Source organism: Eggerthia catenaformis OT 569 = DSM 20559, assembly GCF_000340375.1.
Classification (GTDB): Bacteria; Bacillota_I; Bacilli_A; order Erysipelotrichales; family Coprobacillaceae; genus Eggerthia; species Eggerthia catenaformis.
The window spans coordinates 417,150-438,135 of the sequence record NZ_KB446646.1 but is presented as its reverse complement, the minus strand read 5'-3'; the positions used below and the strand labels follow the sequence as shown (position 1 = coordinate 438,135).

18 protein-coding genes are annotated in these 20,986 nt (G+C 32.6%); all 18 read right to left on the bottom strand.

Translation table 11 applies throughout. The annotated features are described in order from the left end of the window. Window positions 1-26 precede the first annotated feature (26 nt). On the bottom strand, window positions 27-320 hold the full coding sequence (locus HMPREF9943_RS02030; RefSeq protein ID WP_004801598.1) for a DUF1292 domain-containing protein: 294 nt from the start codon (window positions 318-320) through the stop codon (window positions 27-29). Continuing rightward, on the bottom strand, window positions 317-736 hold the full coding sequence (ruvX, locus tag HMPREF9943_RS02025) for a Holliday junction resolvase RuvX (RefSeq protein ID WP_004801597.1): 420 nt from the start codon (window positions 734-736) through the stop codon (window positions 317-319). The genes HMPREF9943_RS02030 and ruvX overlap by 4 nt, the downstream gene beginning before the upstream one ends. Further along, window positions 736-993, bottom strand: a complete 258-nt coding sequence (locus HMPREF9943_RS02020; RefSeq protein ID WP_004801595.1) for an IreB family regulatory phosphoprotein — start codon at window positions 991-993, stop codon at window positions 736-738. Before HMPREF9943_RS02020 ends, ruvX begins: the two co-directional genes overlap by 1 nt. Before the next feature lie 70 nt (window positions 994-1,063). After that, complete coding sequence (gene alaS, locus HMPREF9943_RS02015; protein WP_004801594.1) at window positions 1,064-3,664, bottom strand: alanine--tRNA ligase; 2,601 nt, start codon at window positions 3,662-3,664, stop codon at window positions 1,064-1,066. 251 nt (window positions 3,665-3,915) lie between these two features. Beyond that, window positions 3,916-6,099, bottom strand: coding sequence for an SF1B family DNA helicase RecD2 (gene recD2, locus HMPREF9943_RS02010; protein ID WP_004801592.1), 2,184 nt, complete (start codon window positions 6,097-6,099; stop codon window positions 3,916-3,918). Next, window positions 6,099-7,226, bottom strand: coding sequence for a tRNA 2-thiouridine(34) synthase MnmA (gene mnmA / locus HMPREF9943_RS02005; RefSeq protein WP_004801589.1), 1,128 nt, complete (start codon window positions 7,224-7,226; stop codon window positions 6,099-6,101). The genes recD2 and mnmA overlap by 1 nt, the downstream gene beginning before the upstream one ends. A gap of 82 nt (window positions 7,227-7,308) precedes the next feature. Further along, the gene (proS, locus tag HMPREF9943_RS02000) at window positions 7,309-8,751 is read right to left on the bottom strand and encodes a proline--tRNA ligase (RefSeq protein WP_004801586.1); all 1,443 of its coding nucleotides are present in this window, start codon (window positions 8,749-8,751) and stop codon (window positions 7,309-7,311) included. A 55-nt stretch (window positions 8,752-8,806) separates the two neighbouring features. Further along, a complete protein-coding gene (locus HMPREF9943_RS01995) occupies window positions 8,807-9,967 on the bottom strand; it encodes a DUF349 domain-containing protein (protein ID WP_004801583.1) in 1,161 nt (386 codons plus the stop codon). 10 nt (window positions 9,968-9,977) lie between these two features. Further along, on the bottom strand, window positions 9,978-13,019 hold the full coding sequence (locus tag HMPREF9943_RS01990; protein ID WP_004801581.1) for an SbcC/MukB-like Walker B domain-containing protein: 3,042 nt from the start codon (window positions 13,017-13,019) through the stop codon (window positions 9,978-9,980). Continuing rightward, window positions 13,006-14,124, bottom strand: a complete 1,119-nt coding sequence (locus HMPREF9943_RS01985; RefSeq protein WP_004801579.1) for an exonuclease SbcCD subunit D — start codon at window positions 14,122-14,124, stop codon at window positions 13,006-13,008. Before HMPREF9943_RS01985 ends, HMPREF9943_RS01990 begins: the two co-directional genes overlap by 14 nt. Beyond that, the gene (locus HMPREF9943_RS01980; protein ID WP_004801577.1) at window positions 14,125-14,532 is read right to left on the bottom strand and encodes a GNAT family N-acetyltransferase; all 408 of its coding nucleotides are present in this window, start codon (window positions 14,530-14,532) and stop codon (window positions 14,125-14,127) included. A 68-nt stretch (window positions 14,533-14,600) separates the two neighbouring features. Further along, complete coding sequence (locus tag HMPREF9943_RS01975) at window positions 14,601-16,862, bottom strand: bifunctional glycosyltransferase family 2 protein/CDP-glycerol:glycerophosphate glycerophosphotransferase (protein ID WP_004801575.1); 2,262 nt, start codon at window positions 16,860-16,862, stop codon at window positions 14,601-14,603. Next, the gene (gene tagD / locus HMPREF9943_RS01970) at window positions 16,862-17,260 is read right to left on the bottom strand and encodes a glycerol-3-phosphate cytidylyltransferase (protein ID WP_004801573.1); all 399 of its coding nucleotides are present in this window, start codon (window positions 17,258-17,260) and stop codon (window positions 16,862-16,864) included. Before tagD ends, HMPREF9943_RS01975 begins: the two co-directional genes overlap by 1 nt. Window positions 17,261-17,270: 10 nt before the next feature. Next, window positions 17,271-18,092: an ABC transporter ATP-binding protein gene (locus HMPREF9943_RS01965; RefSeq protein WP_004801572.1), complete on the bottom strand. Its 822-nt coding sequence runs from the start codon at window positions 18,090-18,092 to the stop codon at window positions 17,271-17,273. A 9-nt stretch (window positions 18,093-18,101) separates the two neighbouring features. After that, window positions 18,102-18,905, bottom strand: a complete 804-nt coding sequence (locus tag HMPREF9943_RS01960) for an ABC transporter permease (protein ID WP_040402530.1) — start codon at window positions 18,903-18,905, stop codon at window positions 18,102-18,104. A gap of 75 nt (window positions 18,906-18,980) precedes the next feature. Beyond that, the gene (gene pyrE, locus HMPREF9943_RS01955; RefSeq protein ID WP_004801569.1) at window positions 18,981-19,619 is read right to left on the bottom strand and encodes an orotate phosphoribosyltransferase; all 639 of its coding nucleotides are present in this window, start codon (window positions 19,617-19,619) and stop codon (window positions 18,981-18,983) included. Between the two features lies 1 nt (window position 19,620). Further along, a complete protein-coding gene (pyrF, locus tag HMPREF9943_RS01950; RefSeq protein WP_040402528.1) occupies window positions 19,621-20,328 on the bottom strand; it encodes an orotidine-5'-phosphate decarboxylase in 708 nt (235 codons plus the stop codon). Between the two features lie 148 nt (window positions 20,329-20,476). Beyond that, window positions 20,477-20,986 (bottom strand): Cna B-type domain-containing protein (locus HMPREF9943_RS01945; protein WP_004801564.1); only part of this gene is annotated, 510 nt, incomplete at its 5' end.

The window sequence follows — 20,986 nt, the reverse complement described above, 5'->3', positions numbered from 1 at the left end:
CTGATCTCCTTAGGATAAATACTTTATTAATGTGAATTCTTTATTTCATTACACTGTTCACAATCACAATCCTCACCATCACAGACACAGTGAGAACATCCATTTTCATGTGAATTTCTAAATCTTTGGAATGCTTTTTCCACCTCGGACCATTGATCTTTAGTGATTTTATTTAATTTATAATTCTGATCCACCTCTGAAGCAAAAACATTCTGATAATCTGTATAAACAATATAAGTATGTTCCTGATTCTGATATTCAAAAATAACATCATATTCTTTCTTTTGATGATCATCATTATAAAGTGTTATTTTATTCATTTATTCTTATCAAGATAGCCCTGAAGTATTTCTACCGCTGCCATTTTATCTACAACCTGCTTTCTTTTTTTACGAGAAACATCCCCCATCAGTAAAGCCTGTGTTGCAATAACAGTCGTCATGCGTTCATCTTCTAAAATAACTTCTACATCCATCATTTCCTCTAATCTCTTCTTGAAATCAATAGATATCTGAGCTCTTTCTCCTAAATCACCATTCATATGCTTCGGGAGTCCTAAAACAATTGTATGCACTTGATATTTTTCCACTAAAGACTGAATATGAAAGGCACACTTCTTATATGCATTCTCGCTAAAGCGATAAGTTTCTACTCCATGTGCCAACATACCCAATTCATCACTAACCGCAACACCACAAGTACGGCTACCTAAATCCAGCCCTAATACTCTCTGCATTATTTAGACTCCAGGTATGATTTAACCAGTTCTTCGATGATTTCATCACGGTCAACCTGCTGAATGATTGAACGTGCACCTTTATGGGAAGAAATATAAGCAGGATCATTTGAAATTAAATATCCTGCAATCTGATGAACCGGATTATAGCCGCGCTCATTCAGTGCCTGAGCAACAGTATTTAAATTACTATGAATGACTTCACGTCTTATATCTTCTGAATTAAATACTCTTGTCTGTGTAAAATCCTTTGCCATAATACATCACCTCATTTTAAAAGCATTCTTTAATTCATTCTATACTATTCTTTCAAAAAATGAAAGAATTTTACATTTTTGATTTGATTTTTCTAACTGCTTCATCAATTTTATCCAAAGACTGACATCCACCCTGAGCCATATCCGGTTTCCCGCCGCCTCTTCCATCTAAGATTTCATTCATTTCCTTAATCAAATCACCGGCTTTTAATTCAAACCCTTTTGTACATCCTATAAAATATGAATTCTTTCCTTCAAAGCTGCTGCTCACGACTACTACACCATTTTTTAATGAATCACGATAATCAACAACTAAAGCCTTAGCTGCCTTCACATCTTTTGTAACATGCACATATAAGAACTGTCTGCCGTTAATTTCTTCAATCTCATCAACTTTTTCTTTTGCTTCTAAAGCATTCAATTTAGCACTTAACTGATTTGCTTTTTTATGAGAATCATTTAAATCATTAAGAAGCAGTTCCAACTTCTCTAATAAATCATTCTTATTCTTTATTTTAAGCATTTGACCGGCTTTTAATAATACCTGTTCTTCATGTTTTAAACTCCGATAAGCAACCTGATTAGTAACAGCTTCAATTCTTCTGATTCCTGAACCCACCGATGTTTCTACATCAATTTTAAATAATCCTATTTGACTCGTATTATTCACATGACATCCGCCGCATAATTCAGATGAAAAATCTCCTATTGAAACAACTCTTACAACATCACCGTACTTCTCATCAAATAAAGCAGTAGCTCCATCTTTAACAGCTTCTTCTTTATCTTTATATTCAACTGTTAGATGAGTCCCTGCAAAAATCTGCTGATTAACTAATTCTTCTACTTCCTGAATCTGTTCATCTGTTAATTTAGAAGGATGAGTAAAATCAAAACGTAAACGCTTATCATCAATATAGCTTCCTGCCTGAGCAACATGTTCACCTAAAACTTTCTTTAATGCAGCATCTAATAAGTGTGTTGCTGTATGATTATTTTCAATCAGCATTCGTCTTTTTAAATCAACTAAAACCATTACTTCATCCCCTAAGTGAAGTATACCTTTTTCAATTTCTACAAAATGAAGATGCTGACCATTTGGAGCAGCAGTCGTATTTGTTACTTTTAATCTTGCTTCACCATTTTCCAGATATCCGGTATCTCCACACTGTCCGCCCATTTCTGCATAAAATACAGTATGATCTAAAATAACTTCTCCAGTATGTATTAATTTATCTGTTTTTACACCATTTTCAAATAATCCAATAATCTTAGCTTTAATAGGAGCAGGATTATAATCAAAAGAAGATTCTAATGTAAAGTCCATTAAATCAGCCTTCTGTGAAGCAAATGACTCCTGTTCTCCTCTGGCATTTCTGGCTCTTGTCTGCTGTGCTTTCATCTCCTGATCAAAGCCTTCTTTATCCACTGTAAATCCTTTTTCATCAGCAATTTCAATTGTTAGTTCTAACGGAAAACCATATGTATCATAAAGCATAAAAGCTGTCTTTCCATCAATAATCTTATCTGATGTATTATTCATAAAATTCTGAATACGCTTTTCTCCTTGATTCAATGTTTTCTGGAAAGCCTCTTCTTCTTTTTTTACAGCTGCTTTTACAAGATCCTTCTTGGCAGGCAGATAATCATAAAATTCTTTCATATTCTCAACCACAATATCTACCAGCTGGTATAAGAAAGCATGATCAATACCTAATTTCTTACCATAACGAACAGCTCTTCTTAAAATACGTCTTAAGACATATCCTCTGCCGGCTTTATCAAACATTGCTCCATCACTTAAAGCAAAAGTAACTGTACGAATATGATCAGCAATAACACGATAAGCCATCGGCTCATCTTTATATGCACTATTAGATAATCTTTCTGTGGCTTCTATAATTGGAAGAAACAAATCTGTATCAAAGTTTGTTTCTCCTCCCTGAATAATTGAAACAAGTCTTTCTAAGCCCATTCCTGTATCAATATTCTTATGAGGAAGCTCCTTATAATCTTTACGATCTATTGATGGATTACAGTCATATTGTGAAAATACAACATTCCATACCTCTACATATCGGTCATTTTCCATATCATCATGAAACAATTTAATACCGATATGATCAGGATCATATTCTTCTCCACGATCATAAAAAATCTCACTATCCGGACCTCCCGGACCTTCACCAATTTCCCAGAAGTTATCATCTGTTTTCCAGATATGGTCTTCAGCTACACCACATTCTTTAGTCCAGATGTCATAAGCATCATTATCATCTGTATAAACAGTAATATATAACTTCTCTTTATCAAAACCAATCCATTCCTCACTAGTTAAAAATTCCCAGGCGAAATGAATCGCTTCTCTTTTAAAATAATCACCAATAGAAAAGTTTCCCAACATTTCAAAAAAAGTATGATGACGAGCTGTCTTTCCGACATTCTCAATATCATTTGTACGAATAGATTTCTGAGCATTCGCAATCCTGTTGGAAGCAGGCTTTTCAGTTCCATCAAAGTATTTTTTTAATGCGGCAACACCGGCATTAATCCATAATAATGTTGGATCATTATAAGGAATTAAAGAAGCTCCCGGTTCTATCATATGTCCTTTAGATTTAAAATAATCAAGAAACATCTGTCTTGTCTGATTTCCTGTTAAATATTTCATCATTTCCTCCTAATAAAAAAGCCATTCCTATAAGGAACGACTAATCGTGGTACCATCCTTGTTCACAGTAATTCTACTGCCTCTTATCCTTTTAACGCAAGGAATACGTTGATGTTTACATCACTCTCAAAAGCAGCCCATCTCTTCTCTTTGAAGACTTTCACCATCCGTCTTTTCTCTAAGCAAAGATCCTAAGATTTTTTCTTTCTCATCGATTTCCATTTTATTATAACGAACACTTAACCTTTTGTCTATTCAAAATCTTCTATTTTCAGCATAGGATAATTAAATCTTTCTTTCAGAGATGTATGCCTTTTAGCAGCCTGTTTTTTTAAGCTTGCTTTTAAAACATCCTGACTGCCTAGTAAATATAATTCTTTCTTAGCACGGGTCATTCCTGTATAAAGAAGATTCTTTCTATTCATAATAGAAAAATCACTTAAAACAGGCATAATCACAACAGGAAACTCACTGCCCTGAGATTTATGAATAGTCATTGCATAAGCCGGTGTAAGAGATGAGAAGTCAGACTGAACATATTCGACATAATTCCCATCATCAAATTCTACGATAAGAGTCTCGGAAAGATCACCCTTCTCTTTAGGCATAATCTCTATTAAAGTTCCAATATCACCATTATAGATATTATCGTCCGGTCTGTTTTTTAATTGCAGCAGCTTATCGCCTTCACGAAACAGACGGCTGCCTATCTTTAATTCCTGTTTAGAAAGCTTTTTAGGATTCATCAGATTCTGTAATATTTCATTCATACTATCCACACCGGCAATACCTTGATACATTGGTGAAAGAACCTGAATATCTTTAGGCTGATAGCCTCTTTCCAAACAATCTAAAACAATCGATACAGTATGTTTTAATACTTCATAAGATAAACAATTGATAAAATGAATAGCCGGATAAAATTCAAAAATTCTTTCATCATATCGATCATTTCTAATATCATGAGCTAATTCTACAATTCCTGAATCTTCTTTTTGACGATAAATTGTATTAAGTCTGACTGTTTCTATTTGTCCTGTTTCAAGAAGATCATTAAGAACCTGTCCCGGTGAAACAGAAGGAAGCTGCTTATCATCACCAATAATTAATAGCTTACTAAGATGAGTTCCTGCTTCAAGAAGTCTGGCAAACAATAAACTGTCTACCATAGAAAATTCATCAACAATCATTAATCTTGTATCCAAAGGGTTCTTTTTATTAACTGCAAAAGTATTCTTATGCAGATCCCATTTCAGCAGCCTATGAATAGTTGATGTTTCCAGATGTGTCAGTTCTTCCAACCGTTTTGCTGCTCGACCGGTAGGTGCACACAAATCAATCATATGATCCGGAAAAAATGAACGATAAACTCTCATGATTCCTCTCACTATGGTGGTTTTACCTGTCCCGGGACCGCCGGTTAAAATCATGACTGAAGATTTTAAAAAACTATGAATTGCCTGTCTTTGTATCCGGTCATACCGGATACCTAAATACTCCTGTACTTCATCAATTCTTTTATCTATTAACGATTTGTCAGAGATTATTTCCGGTCTATTCATTAATATTCTAAGATCAGAGGCAATTGTTAGTTCCGAATGATAAAGATCATAAGTATAATAATTATCATTCTCATAAACAATCTTCTCTTCTTCTATCAGTTCACTAAGATAATTCTCAAAGTCTTCTAATGCAATAGGTACTAATCTTCCAGTCTGCTTATAAAGATTCTCTTTGCTTGTATAAATACTGCCGCTTTGAAAACAAACTGTCATTAATGAATAACTGATAGCCGCTTTTAAACGATAAGGATGGTTTTTTTCAAAGCCAAGCTTAAAAGCAAGACTATCAGCACTCTTGAATCCTATGCCTTCTATATCTTCAATAAGCATATAAGGATTAGTTTGTAGAATAGAAAGTGTTTTCTCCTTATAGACTGACTGTATCATTTCCAAATAACGAGAAGATATACCATGTCCCATAAAAAGATTCAATAGTTCCTGATCATAATCCTGTGATTTTAAAACCTGACTAATTGTCTGAATTTTTTTCTCTGTTATACCTTCTACCATATTTAAGCACGAAGGATCTTCTTTAATCATCGAAAGACATTCTTCTCCTAAATAATCTACTATTTTCTTTGCCTGTTTTTCACCTATTCCTTTAAACAATGAAGATGATAGATATCGTATAATTTCTCTTGAATCATTAGCCAGCAAAACTTCATATCCTGAGAGCTTAAACTGTTTGCCATAACGAGGATGAAAAACATATTCTCCTTCTATCAAATACCTTTCATCCATACTGACATAACTCATATTACCTGTAATAGTAATAGGTTTACTTTCCTGAACTGTTTCAAACTGGGCTACAATAAATTTTGTTTCTTCACTATAAAAACGAATTCTTATGATTGTACCGGTATAAGACTGCATTATAAATAATCAATCTCCTTGCCTTCTTTATAAACTTTATCAATAGTTCCGCCACCAAGACATTCTTCTCCCAGATAGAAAACAGCAGCCTGCCCGGGTGTTACTGACTTAATAGGATGCTTAAAGGTCACATAGAGAGTATGCTGATTAATAAAATGCAGAGAAACTTCATTATCTTGCTGGCGATATCTAAATTTAGCGGTACAGTTTAAATCTTCTTTAGGGAAATTATCAGAAATCCAGTTCACAGCAGTAATAAGAGCTCCTTCTGATAAAAGCCACTTATTCTGATCACCGCTCGCAATATAAAGAATATTCTGATCATATTCTTTTCCTGCGACAAACCATGGACCCCCCTTGCCGCCGATATTCAATCCTTTTCTTTGACCAATGGTATAATACATAATTCCCTGATGTTCAGCAATTACTTTTCCGGTTTCAATATCAATCATTTTCCCCGGCTTAGCAGGTATATAATTCTTTAAAAATTCTCTAAAATCCCTTTCACCAATAAAACAGATACCTGTAGAATCTCGCTTATCTGCAACAGACAACTTTAATTGAGCAGCTATTTCTCTTACTTCTTTCTTTGTCAGATGACCGATTGGAAATAATGTATTTCTTAATTGCTGCTGATTAAGCTGACATAAGAAATAGGTCTGATCCTTATTATCATCAATTCCCCTTAGCATCACCGAGCGATCACCATGATGTTCTATTCTGGCATAATGACCTGTTGCGATCCAATCCGCATGAATACTTTTAGCATAATTCAAAAATGCTTTAAATTTAATATGCTTATTACAGAGAATATCCGGATTAGGTGTTCTTCCCTGTTTATATTCATCTAAGAAATAAGTAAAGACTTCATCCCAGTATTCTTTGATAAAGTCTACTCTCCTGATTTCTAATCCTAAATGCTGTGCTGTCTTAACAGCATCATTATAATCTTCTTCCTGTGGACAGACATCATTATTATTGTTAGGATTTCCTAATACATCATTATTAAGTGAAGAATCCCAGTTTCTCATAAAAACACAGATCACTTCATATCCTTGTTTTTTTAATAAATAAGCAGCAACTGCACTATCAACACCGCCGCTTAGTCCTAATACTACTCGTTCCATATATGTGCCTCCATCCGATTTAATATATCACCTTTTTAATGAATAGAAAAGTCAAATAAAGAAAAAGAACACAAACGTGTTCTTAATAAGCTCTAGCATAATAAATAATATATTTTGCCGGTTTATTATCCGCAGGATCAATAGCTCCTTCAGGAGGATATTCATCTTCAGCAATACAGCGTGATGTCGCTTGAAAAGCCTCTTTAATCTTTAATTCAGAGGCTAATTCACCGGACCAGTATGTTTTAACATAACCGCCTTTTTCATCAAGAACTTTCCCTATTTCATCAAATGATGTAACCATCGTTATATGACTATCTAAGAAATCTTTTGCTTTGCGGTACATTTCTTCATGTATTGTATCTATTAATGAAGATACATAATCTCCCAAAGTCTCATCAATCGAAACAGTACGCTTTGTTCCATCATTTCTTTTAGCTATAATACAATGTCCCTGTTCAATATCACGTGGTCCTAATTCAATACGTATAGGAATACCTCTCATCTCAGCATCCGCAAATTTATACCCCGGTGTCTTATCAGAATCATCTACTTTTACTCTTATACCTGCTTCTTCAAGCTGTTTCTTAAGAGCATAAGCTTTCTCCAAAACACCTTCTTTTTGTGACTGAATAAGTACAATAACAGCTTGTATTGGTGCTACCCGAGGTGGCAAGACAAGTCCATTATCATCTCCATGAACCATAATAATCGCTCCTAGAAGTCTTGTGGAAACACCCCATGATGTCTGATAAACATATTTCTGCTTATTATCTTTATCCAAGAACTGCATATTAAATGCCTCAGCAAATCCTTGTCCAAAATAATGAGATGTCCCGGATTGTAAAGCTTTTCCATCATGCATTAATGCTTCAACTGTATAAGTTTCTTCTGCTCCCGCAAATTTCTCTTTATCAGTTTTACGTCCTGTCAGCATTGGAATAGCCAATAAATCCTTAGCAGTCTGATTATAGATATCTCTCATCAATAATGTCTCTTCTTTAGCCTCTTTTTCATCAGCATGAATAGTATGACCTTCCTGCCACAAGAATTCAGAACCTCTTAAAAATGGACGTGTTGTTTTTTCCCAGCGTACTACAGAACACCACTGATTATATTTTTTAGGCAGATCTCTATAACTATTCACGATCTTTGCATAAAGTTCACAGAATAATGTTTCTGATGTTGGTCTGATAACTAATGGATCTTCTAATTCATTCATTCCTCCCTTAGTGACAACTGCACACTCAGGAGCGAAACCTTCTACATGATCTTTTTCTTTTTCTAATAATGATTCAGGAATCAGCATTGGCATATAAACATTTTCATGTCCTGTCTCTTTAAACTTCTTATCCATATAATGCTGAATGTTTTCCCACATTGCATAACTATAGGGAAGATAGATAATAAATCCTTTTACACTCGAGTAATCCATCAATTCTGCTTTTTTACATATATCTGTATACCATTGAGCAAAATCTTCATCTCTTGAAGTAATTGCATTATTCTTAAAATTCTTTGCCATACCCTTCTCCTTTATTACCGTCTCATTATACCAAATATCAAAGAAAGTAAAAGTATTATTTCAGATATCTGAAAGAAGCATATTTCCTTAATTCATCAAAATATTGATCCATAGACTTTCTTAAGGAAGTCCATAACTGATTATCTCTTTCTCTTCCACAGACTCCTATTTCCTTAAACTGATTCATAATTTCTTTCATTCTTTCTGTTCGATCATGGTTATAATCATGATCATATGAAGCATCCTTATTGATTCGATCAGCCTCTTCAATTAATTCCTTCTTAGCTTTATAGTTATTATCCCAGTCTTTATGCTTTTCCTGATAAAAAGCCTGTTTCTTATGATAGAAAACATTCTGATGCGTGTTAAATTGCTGCCAGAGCTTCTGATCATCTCGCCCGGCATATCCGGCCTCTTTCCATAAAGCCATTAATCGTCTCAATATATTTTGTGCTTCCTGTAAATCTTCCAGATTACATGCCTCAACAGCTTCTTCAATAAGTTTTTCTTTCTTTGCTTTTGCTTCATTCCATAACGGTTCAATATTCTTTTTAAAATATTCTTTCTTTAAAGCAAAAAACTCATCACATTCTTTTTTAAATTTCTGATAAAGATTATAATCATCTTTTCCGGTATATCCAAGTTCTTTCCACTGTTTTTGTAAAGATAATACTTTTTTTGTATCCGCATCATAGTTATCACTATTCAAAAAACTATGTGCTTTTTCAATCAGTTCCTGTTTCTTTTGAGTACCCAATTTGTTTTCTTCATGAAGCTGATCATAAAAACTCTGAATAGTATTCTGAAAAGACTTCCATAACTGATCTTCTAAAGAAATATGAAAATGTTTAATACTTTTCCACTCATTCATCAATCCTTTATAGTAATCAATCTTTTCTTTTCCGCTCTTATTTGTTTCTTTAGCTTTACGAATACACTCTTCTCTTTGCTTTAAACTTTTAATAAAATCTTTCTCAATATCTATTTTTACTTTGCTTCCTTCATACTTAGCCAGTTTCCAGTAAACAACATAATAATGACTCCGATCTTTGTATGCTGTCCAAATTCCTTCAGTGCCATTAGCACTTACTTGTCGATTTAATTCATCCCTTGCACCATATTTGACAGTAACCTTATCTAAATAATCATTATATTCATTTGTTTCTACAGTACTATAAGGATCCTTAAAATCAGGGATCTGTTTTACTTTATTCATTTCTTCTCTCCTACACTCTAACAGTCAGAAGACTGCCATTATTTCCTTTCTTTACTTCAATATAGGCATCTATCCTATCTTTTATTTCACCAACATGTGAAATAATACCAATAACCTTGTTATCAGATTTTAAATCTGCCAGAACTTCTATTGCCTGATTCAATGATTCATCATCCAGTGTACCAAATCCTTCATCAATAAACAATGCATTTAATTCAATACCGCCGGCATAGCTCTGAATCATTGAAGATAACCCTAATGCCAACGCTAAAGCAGCTTTAAATGATTCACCGCCGGAAAGACTCTTGATATCTCTGGAAAGTCCCGTCTGATAATCAATCACATTTAAGTCAAGTCCTTGCCCTGAATTTCCTTTTGCCTCCAAACGTCTCATAAACTGATATCGTGATTGTGTCAGTCTTCTCAGTTCTACATTTGCATAATCCAAAATACAATCAAAATAACTAGTCAATACATAACGCTCAAAAGAAAGTTTAGCACTGTTTCTGCCGCTAGTCATCTCATAAAGAGTATGATAATGTCCATATTCCTTTAAAAGATTCTCACTCTTTTGATAAAGCTTCTTTATATCAGAATAAAGCTTCTTCTTTCTTTGCATATCCATCATCATCTCTTTAAAGTCATCTTCTTCTATCTCTATCTTATTTTTTAAATCGTCAAATGCTTTCTGATAAAAAACTTGATCTTCTCTTATTTTACCCTCTAACTGATGATTAAGCGATTTTAAATTTTCATTAAGATTATAATACTGATTTTCATAATTTCGGACATTCTTTTCATAATCATCATATTCTTCTAAAAGATTCTTATAATACTGATAATCATCGGAAGAATGAAAATCATTCTTCATCCCTGTTATCAATATATTCTCTTTCTCCGTCTTTAATAGAACTGTCTTTTGTATTTGTATTTCCTGCTCTTTTATCTGTGTCTGAAGTTCTGTCTTCTGACTGATAAAGAAAGTGTCCATTTTTACAAAACTATCTATCTTCTTTTCCAATCTCTCTTTCTTAGCTTTTATTAATAAAATAGTTTCTTTATCAAAATCTTTAAGTTCGGGATATTGTCTGATAATTTCAAGATTAATACTCTCAAGACCATTCTTATCTATGAGTATGTTCTGAATCTTTTTTTCTAAAAAAGAAAGCTCTTCATTAAGATAATCTAAATCATTCTGACTCTCCTTGACAGATTCTTTTAATTTATCCAGATATTCTATCCGATTAGATATCTCCAGATAATCCTGACGATCTGTTTTTTCTTGCTGACTGATATCATTCAACAAATAAATAAAAAGCTCTTTATTAAGATCCTGAGTAATACCTAATGACTCAGATAATGTTTTTATTACAGATTCTTTCTGTTTAATCTCTTCTTGTGCTTTTAAGACATTATCTCTTGCTAAATCAAAAGCGTCTTTCTCTTTATCAGCTGCTTTTTCTAATCTATTAAGATCATTAATATCAATCTTTTTTCCTTCTAAAACGGCGAGATCGGGATGATGGATACTGCCACATACCGGACATTGTTCTCCTTCTTTTAAAGATGCTGCCAAATGTCCGGTAAGCTGACTCATATAATGATCATAAGTCTCTTTATATAATTCAAAACATCTATTATAGATTGCTCTCTGTTTATCAAATTCATGAATTTTATCATAGTGATTTTCTCTTAATATATAAAGAGTTTCATAATCATCAGAAAGATAATGAAGCTGTATCTTACGCTCATTAACTTTTTTCATTTTTGTTTCCAGCTGATTCTTTTTAACTGCCAAATCTGTATATTCAGTAATACTCAACTGATCTCTACTTAAATGACGTGACAGTTTTTCTCTTCTTGCCTGTTTTTCTTGTTGCTTTTTTATCAGCTCCTGATAGGTGCTCTTAAGCTCATTAATCTTCTGATCATTTAATAAATAGTCATGCTGATATGAAATAAGATCTTCCTGTCTTTTTATCATTTCATTAAGAAACTGGAGTTCTTTTTGATACTCCGGAAGTTTTTCTTTTTCTTTAATAAAGCTCTCTTCTTTATTAAACAGCTTTCTTTGCCGGTCTTTATTGTTTTTAAGAAGTTCCTCTAATTCTTTAATTTGTCTATCTAAAGTATGAATTGTTTCTTCCTGATAAGAAAGTTCCTTAGCTTTTTTCATTAATTCTATCGAATGAATCTGTTCTTTATATGTCTTTTTACACTTTAACAATTCTTCTAATGACTGCTGATAAAAATCATACTGTCTAAAAAGCTCATTAATCTTTAAAACCTGATTAAGTTTATCAGAAGCTTTTTGAAGCTTTTCCTTAGATTCTTTTAAAAGAATTTGATACTTCTCTATCTCATTATTCTTGAAGGAAAGCTCCTCTTTCATCAAAGATAATGACTGTTCATTAAAGATATCATCATTTCCTGTATATTGACTATAAAGAGTATTTAATCTATCAGACAGTAAAGTATATTGTTTATCTAAAAGACTGTTTTTTTCTTTAAGCAGTTTTTCTACTTCTACAAGTTTTTCAGTATGAAAGATATTTCTGAATATCTTAACCCGATCATCTGAGGAGGCAGTCAAAAGCTTAGAAAATTCTCCCTGAGCAATCATCACAATTTGTCTAAATTGTCTGACATCTACCTGTAATAATTCTTTCATTCTTTCATTAACTTTAATAACTCCTGATATTGTCTTATCTGAAGATAGAATATAATCATTATCAGTTGCAGTTTTTCCTGTCTTTGAATACTTATGTTCCCGATGAACAGTATAAATTTTAGAATTAAGCATAAATGTGAGTTCTACAATTGTAGGAATATTATAGGATGCATAATGACTTCTAAATATATCATGACTTCTGAATGTTCCTGATGTTTCTTTATATAATGCAAAGCATATCGCATCAAAAATTGTTGTTTTACCTGATCCTGTATCTCCACATATCAGATACAATCCTCTTTTATTTAATTCTTCAAAATCAATAACCGTTTTATTTAAATAAGCAGAAAATGCCTGTATTGTTAGTTTAAGCGGCTTCATTATTGATTCCTCCCAAAACATCTCTCATAATCTTTTCTTTCTCTTCATCTAAAGGTTGTCCTGATACATTCTGATAGAAATCTTTATATAAATCTATTGTTTGTAAAGATTTCATTTTATCTATACTCCTATCAACAATTGCTTTTTCATTTATTAATGAAGGATAAGTCAGTTTTAATAAATAAGGATAAAGCATTTTTAAATGTTCTATCGCATGAGGAATAATTTCATGATCCAAGAGTTCTATAGAAAGATAATCATCCTTTTTCTTAATAAAATCTAAATTCATAAATTCCTTATAATATCCTTGATATACCTGTACATCTCTTGATGGGCAGAGTGGTATATTTTCAATAAGATGAGACTCTGTATCGTAAATAATAAAGCCTTTTGTACTATTTGCTTCAGAGAATGAATATTTATATAATGATCCGCTATATCTTATCTTTTCATTAAGAACATACTGCGGTGTATGAAGATGTCCTAAAGCAACATAATCAAAGGATTCAAACAAGTGAGGATCAATAATCTCACTTCCTCCTATACCTATAGATACCTCTGATTCGCTTATCCGGCTGGTATGACCTACAAAATGATGAGTAATTAAAATATTTGTATATGCAGAATCAATATCCTGCTTATTCATATAATAAGCTATAGCTTCCTGATAAGAACTGACCGGCGATGTTTCATCAAGCATCTTAAAATCAATCGGCTTACTATAAGGAAGCATATAAAACCTGACATTCTCCTGCTGAATAAAAGGTATTTTATGATGCAAATGTGTTTCTATATAGAGTCCCTGTTTTTCAAGTATTCCACTGCCAAAATCTAATCTTTCACTGGAATCATGATTTCCGGAAATCATATAGACTTTTAAGTGACATTCATTAATCAAACAACTTAAAAAGCTATTTAATAAATGAACTGCTTCTAATGGCGGGATAGAACGATCATAGATATCCCCTGCCAGTATTATTGCATCTATTTTATGGGTTTTAATATAATCAGTTATTTGTTCTAATAATTCTTTTTGAATATCTATCAGACTTGCCTGATGTAGCATCTTACCTAAATGCAGATCAGCTAAATGTATGATTCTCAACTATCTCAGCTCCCATCTATATATTCTTTTTACTTTCTCATGTTCTGTAAAAACATGACGTAATCGAATTGCTATATCAGCAGTTTCCAGATATTGTGCTTCTAATCTTTCAATTGTCTTTATAGATGCTTTATTTTCCGGATCACATGTTATGATGACATGATTATAGCCTTTCTTTATTAAAATATCTTTTAATAAAAGACAGGCTTGATAAGCATAATAATGCCCCTGATAATCTTTTTCAATTGTATAGCCGATATGCCCATCATAATAATGCATCTGATCAGTACCTTCCCTAAATACCAGACTACCTATAATCATAGAATCTGCTTCTATTTCATAAATGGAGTAAGGTGTAAAATCACGAGGAAGATTTTGATCTATATATTCTAATAAATAAAGTTTCATATGCTTATTATATACTATTATTTCTTGTTTGAGAAAACAAAAATATGCTAAGACTTAAAAAGACTGCCTTAAGCAGTCTTTTCTTCATCATTTTCTACACAATTAATATATTCCTTATCACCAAAGAATACAGCATCTACAACACGCTTAGTCGCATGTCCATCTTCCCAGCAACAGAATCTTTCATAGAAAGCATCATAACGTGATGCATATTCCTTATTCATCTCATCTATTGATTTAATCCGATTAATAACTTCTTCTGTTGTATAGACAAGAGGTCCCGGAAGCTCTTTTTCCATATCAATATAAAAACCTCTTAAAATATCTCTATACTTATCTAAATCATAAGTAAAAAACAGCATCGGTCTTCTTAAGCCGGCATAATCAAAGAATACGCTTGAATAATCAGTAATCAGAATATCACTCATCAGATAAATCTCTGTTACATCATCATATTTAGATAAATTATAAGCAAAATCTTCTAATCCTGTGAGATCAATATTATCAGCAATATAATAATGTGTTCTTAAGATAACCACATATTCATCACCTAATTCTTTTTTCATCATTTCTAAATTAAGCTTAATCTGAAATTTATAAGAGCCATTGCCATAATACTCATCATCACGCCATGTTGGTGCATAAAGAATAGTACGTTTAGATAATGGTATTCCACATTTCTTTTTTAATTCAATCGTAATTTCATCACGATCAGGATCCTTTAATAAATCATTTCTAGGATAGCCTGTTTCCAGCATTGGACCATCATACATAAAACAGCTTCTAAAAACATCTGAAGAAAATTTATTAGCAGCAATCAGGAAATCCCACTCCTGTTTCTGTCGATAAAATTGTGTCTTATAAGAAGGTGAAGCAGCTGTAACTTCTTCCTGATCAAATGCCAGTCTTTTCAGCGGAGTCCCATGCCATGTTTCTAAAAATATCTGTTCCTCTCTTTTTCTAAACCATAAAGGCTGTCTGGTATTAAAAACAAAATACTTAGCAATTCCCATATAATAAGCATATTTACGGCTAAAGCGCTTCACAATCTGTCCCTCATAAGGCAATGTATAAGATTTATCATTTAATACCCATACAAACTTATATTCACCGGGATAATTCTTAGCCAGATATTCATAAATATATTTAGGCGTATCTGAATAGCTGGCACCTCTAAACGACTCAAAAACTATAATCCTTGAATCAACAGGTTTATTCTTATAATTATGCTGGTATAGATACTTATTCCATTCATTCTTATTTTGAAAAATTTTCTTAGCTTTATCAAAAGCAAGTTTACGTTTAATAATCTTTTCTGCTCCTTTTAAATCCCCTTCAATCGCAGCAGCAGTCAATTTTTTACGGTAACGTGATGCTTTAACAACATCAGGATGAACCAGCTTTAATACACTCCCCATAGTTTTAAAACGTTCATTACGCCAGTCATCATCTTCTGAACGATGAATCTTTTTGGCAAAAGTATCTTCATAAAAGAATAATAGCTTTTCATCAAGACTAAGTCTTTCATAGCTATCTGATGAAACAATAGAAGCTCCATAAAGATATGCCTGAATAAATTCATCAAAACGTTTAGCAGGATCTTTAACCTGAGATAATGCAGGTGTATTAATAGGATCATTATGCTTACGCTTCACATAGATTGCTTTTTCAGCTAAGACAAAACTTTTAGCTTCTTTAACTAAAGATATCACAAATGGAACATCACTATAGTACTCAAACTCTTCATTAAAACGAAGATCTATTTTATCAATTAATGATTTTTTAATCAGAATATTCAAAACAGAAATATCATTTAGAGTATTTCTTGACTGAACAAGAACATCTGTCTTTTCTTCATCTTTATTATTTTCATTATACATCTTGTCATAGACTAATTCTAACTGATCATGATCCTTATCTTTAAGATCCAGTTCATCATTCTTTTGATTACCCATCGCTTCAAAAACATCTTTTTTAAACCATGTATGCTTTCTTATACCACTAATCAGCTCAACATCATAACTAACAGCTGCTAACCTTTCTAAGGCATCCGGTGCAATATAATCATCAGCATCTAAAAAATAAACATACTCTCCCGTAGCATTATTTAATCCAATATTTCTTTTTACTGCGGTAGAAGATGAAGCATCTGCCGGAATAACTCTTAGGTTAAGAGTATAGCCATCAAGCATACTCTGATCTAAATAAGTATCAGCATTCGCAATTAGAAGTGCTTCAAAATCCTTAAATGTCTGATTTTCAAGTGAATCAAGGCAGTCTTTTAAATAGTTTTCATAACAATCAAATGGTATTATAACTGAAATTTTCATTATTTATGCAAGTCCTTTTTAATCTTTGTTGTAGAGATTCCCTCTGTTCTAGGAAGATAGACTACTTCACAATAATCCTTTAAGAAATCAAACTTTCCTTTCCAGTCATCTCCCATCACAAATACATCTACATGATGTTCTTGTACATCTTTTACTTTCTGATCCCATGAGTCTTCAAAAATAACTTCATCTACATAGCGAACAGATTCTAAAATTGCTTTACGATCTTCCTGTGAATGATAAGCAGTCTTTCCTTTCCCGGCATTAAAAGCATCTGAAGAGACTGCAACAATCAGATAATCTCCTAATTCCTTTGCTCGTTTTAATATGTTTAAATGTCCAACATGAAACAAATCAAATGTTCCATATGTAATTACAACTTTCTTCCCATCTTTCATATACTATCTCCTATCTTGTACGAATTGCTGCAAAGAACTTATCACCTAGAGTCATCTTTGAATGAGCAATCATTCTTTTTTCAAATTTTTTTTCTCTTTCTTTCTTCTTTTCCTTAGCATCTAAAGAATTATAGTAGTCAACATATTCTGCATAATGATCACATACTTCATCAATAGGACCATATTCCTTTAACATACCGCCTTCTATCCACATAGCAGAATCACAAAAGTCTCTGACTTGTTTTAAGTTATGAGAGATAAAGACAATAGTTTTCCCCTGATTACGAAGCTCTTTCATCTTTGATATGCATTTCTGAGCAAAACCTTTATCCCCTACAGATAAAGCTTCATCAACAATCATAATATCAGGATCAAGACAAAGATTAATTGAGAAGCCTAACCTTGATTTCATCCCTGATGAATAAGTCTTAACCGGCTGATAGAGGAAATCACCAATTTCTGCAAACTCAATAACACCATCTTTAATCTGTTCAATACGTTTCTTGCTTAATCCCAAAAGAGCCCCTTTTAACTCAATATTCTCCATACCTGATAACTGAGCATTTAAGCCGGTATTAATCGCAATAAGAGCCTGTGTACCCTGCATCTCAATAGTTCCTTCATCAGGATCACAAATACCGGCTAAAATAATAGAAATTGTAGATTTACCCGATCCATTTGTCCCTAAAACACCTAAGACTTGACCCTTTTTAATTTCAAAATTAAGATCTTTTAACGCATAGAATTTTGATCCTTTATTCTTTTTTCTTTTACCTCTAAGTTCATAGATCTTAGAGACATGGTCTGCTTTAATCGCAATATCTTTATCCATTCTATCCTCCTAAATAAAATCAACAAACTTAGCTTTAAATTTATATAAAATACCACTGCCAATCACAAATAATATTAACGTGATAACCCAAAAGCAAATAGCTGAATAACTATAATGAAATAATCCATTATGATAAAAGAAACAGTCACGGTATCCCTGAACAACATAATAAATAGGATTAGACATCATTACTCTTTGCAGTAATGGAGGTAACATCTTAATATTCCATAAAATAGGTGTCATATAAAGCAGCAATCTCATAATCGCAAGTATCAATTTTCTTGTATCACGTGCCAGCATATTTAATACTGATGTTGTCATAGATAAAGCAATAGAAAATATTGTTCCACAAAAACAATAATAAATAAGACCCAGCCAATGAATAGTAGGCGGATAGCCGCCAAATATAAACAACACAGTTAATATAAGCATCAAGCAAAAATGATCAAACAACTTACTTAAAACAACTGTAGCAGGTAATATTGATACAGGAAACTTCATCTTTGTAATAATATTAATCTTTTCAAAAATAGCATTACATCCTTGAGTAATACACGGCGAAATATAAAACCAGACTACCATTCCTCCCAGCATCCACCAGATATAAGTAATCCCATCTACACTTTTTCTATTCAAAACTAAACTAAACATAAACAAATATGTTAAACATTGAATAACAGGATTCGCAAAGTTCCAAAAGAGACCAAGCTTACTATCTCTCATATCAGCTAATACCTGATACTTAGCAATTGAATAAATACGAAATATATTATTTAAATTCTCTTCCAGAACAAATTTTATGCTTTTTCTTATATAACTGAACACGCATATGTCCTCCTTTAGTAAAACAACTTACTTATACAACAAATCATCCTATAAATCAATGAATTATTGAATCATCCATGATTCATCTTTAGGATTCTTCTTCCATTGTCTTAATTTTTCCAACTCATTATCTTTGATATATCCATTCTCCAAAGCAACTTCTAAAAGCGTATTATAATTAGATAAAGTTACAAATTTACAATTCTTATCTTCAAAATTCTTTACTGAAGAATCAAGACCATAAGTAAAAATAGCAACTAATCCTAAAACTTCACATCCTGCCTCTCTCAGTACATCAACAACTTCTAAAGAAGACCCTCCGGTAGATATTAAATCCTCAACAACAACAGCTTTCATACCGGGACGTACAATACCTTCTATCTGATTACCACGCCCATGTGTCTTATGACCGCCTCTTACATATCCCATCGGTAGCTTTAGCTTATTAGCGACAAGAGCAGCATGAGCAATCCCGGCTGTAGATGTTCCTTCTATAATCTCTACATCAGGAAAATATTCTTTAATTAAAGAAGCCAGTCCTTCTTCTACATCTTCCCTTACTTCCGGATAAGATAATGTTAATCTATTATCACAATAAATAGGTGACTTAATCCCCGATGCCCATGTAAAAGGATCATTAGGCTTTAAAAAAACAGCTTTAATATCTAATAAATCTTTTGCGATTTTTCTTTCATTATTCATACTATTCTCCTTCAAATTGTCTAACACATTCATGATAGGCCTTTACCGGATCATCCGCCTTAGTGATGCTTCTTCCTACTACAATTTCTGTAGAAGATAACTCTCTAGCAAGAGAAGGTGTTGTCACTCTCTTTTGATCATTCACAGAATCATCAGCTAAACGAATACCCGGTGTACATGTTATAAAATCATTTCCACAAGATTCATGAATAATCTTTGATTCCAATGGTGAACAAACCACTCCATCCAGTCCTGCTTCCTTAGCATTATTTGCCCATTTCACGACAACATCATTTAATGGTTCATGAATTAACAACTGATGATCTAAAACACTCTGATCTAAAGATGTCAGACATGTAACCGCAATACATTTCGGACGATGAGGACCTGTCTTTCCTTCGTCTAATCCTTCTATTGCAGCTTTCATCATTTCAATTCCACCACCGGCATGACAATTAATCATATCCACATCCAATTTTGCTAGCTGCTTCATAGCCTGCTTAACAGTATTAGGAATATCATGAAGCTTAAGATCTAAAAAGATTGCATGCCCTCTTTTCTTAATTTCTTCAACAATCTCAATACCCATTCCATAAAAAAGTTCCATTCCTACTTTCACATAAAGTTTCTCATCAAACTTATCCAAAAAAGCAAGTACTTCTTCTTTTGTTTGAAAATCTAATGCAATACAAACACGACTTCTATTCATAAACATGTATTCCTCCATTATTTCATACATTATATCAGTATTCTCTGCTTTAGGAAAGAATGAGCATTAAAATTTTACAATATCTTCCCCATTGAAAAGAGGATAAATGTTTAAACATTTATCCTCTGTTTTACAATCAAACAGCTAATTAATTAAATTTTTTCTTTCTAATAATTAATAAAGCCGTCAATAATGATCCCGTCATCACCATCATATTTCCAATAACAGATGTCTGATCTCCTGTCTCCGGTTTCTTTGGTGTTTTCTCCTTAGGTTCCGGCTTCTTTGGAGTTTCAGTTACATTTGGCTTTTCTTGAGTATTTGTGATAATATAACCGTTTTTAGCATCTCCCTTAATTTCACTCTTATATCCTTTAAGTTTTACTTCTTTAATTTCGTACTTTATTATATTTCCATTTTTCTTATTGTACTTATCTAAGTTTTTAAATGTATACATCCATTTATCTGCTTTTGTGATCTTTTGAGATGAAATCTTTTCATTATCCGCATACAGTTCTACTGTTATTTGATCTGCTTCTTCTCCTACCCATTTCTTATTCACTTTCACTTCCACTGTTTCTGTATTTGTGTTTATGATTGTGTAGTCTTTGTCCGCATTCTTTATCAGTTTACTTTCGTAGTTTGGAATATTTACCTC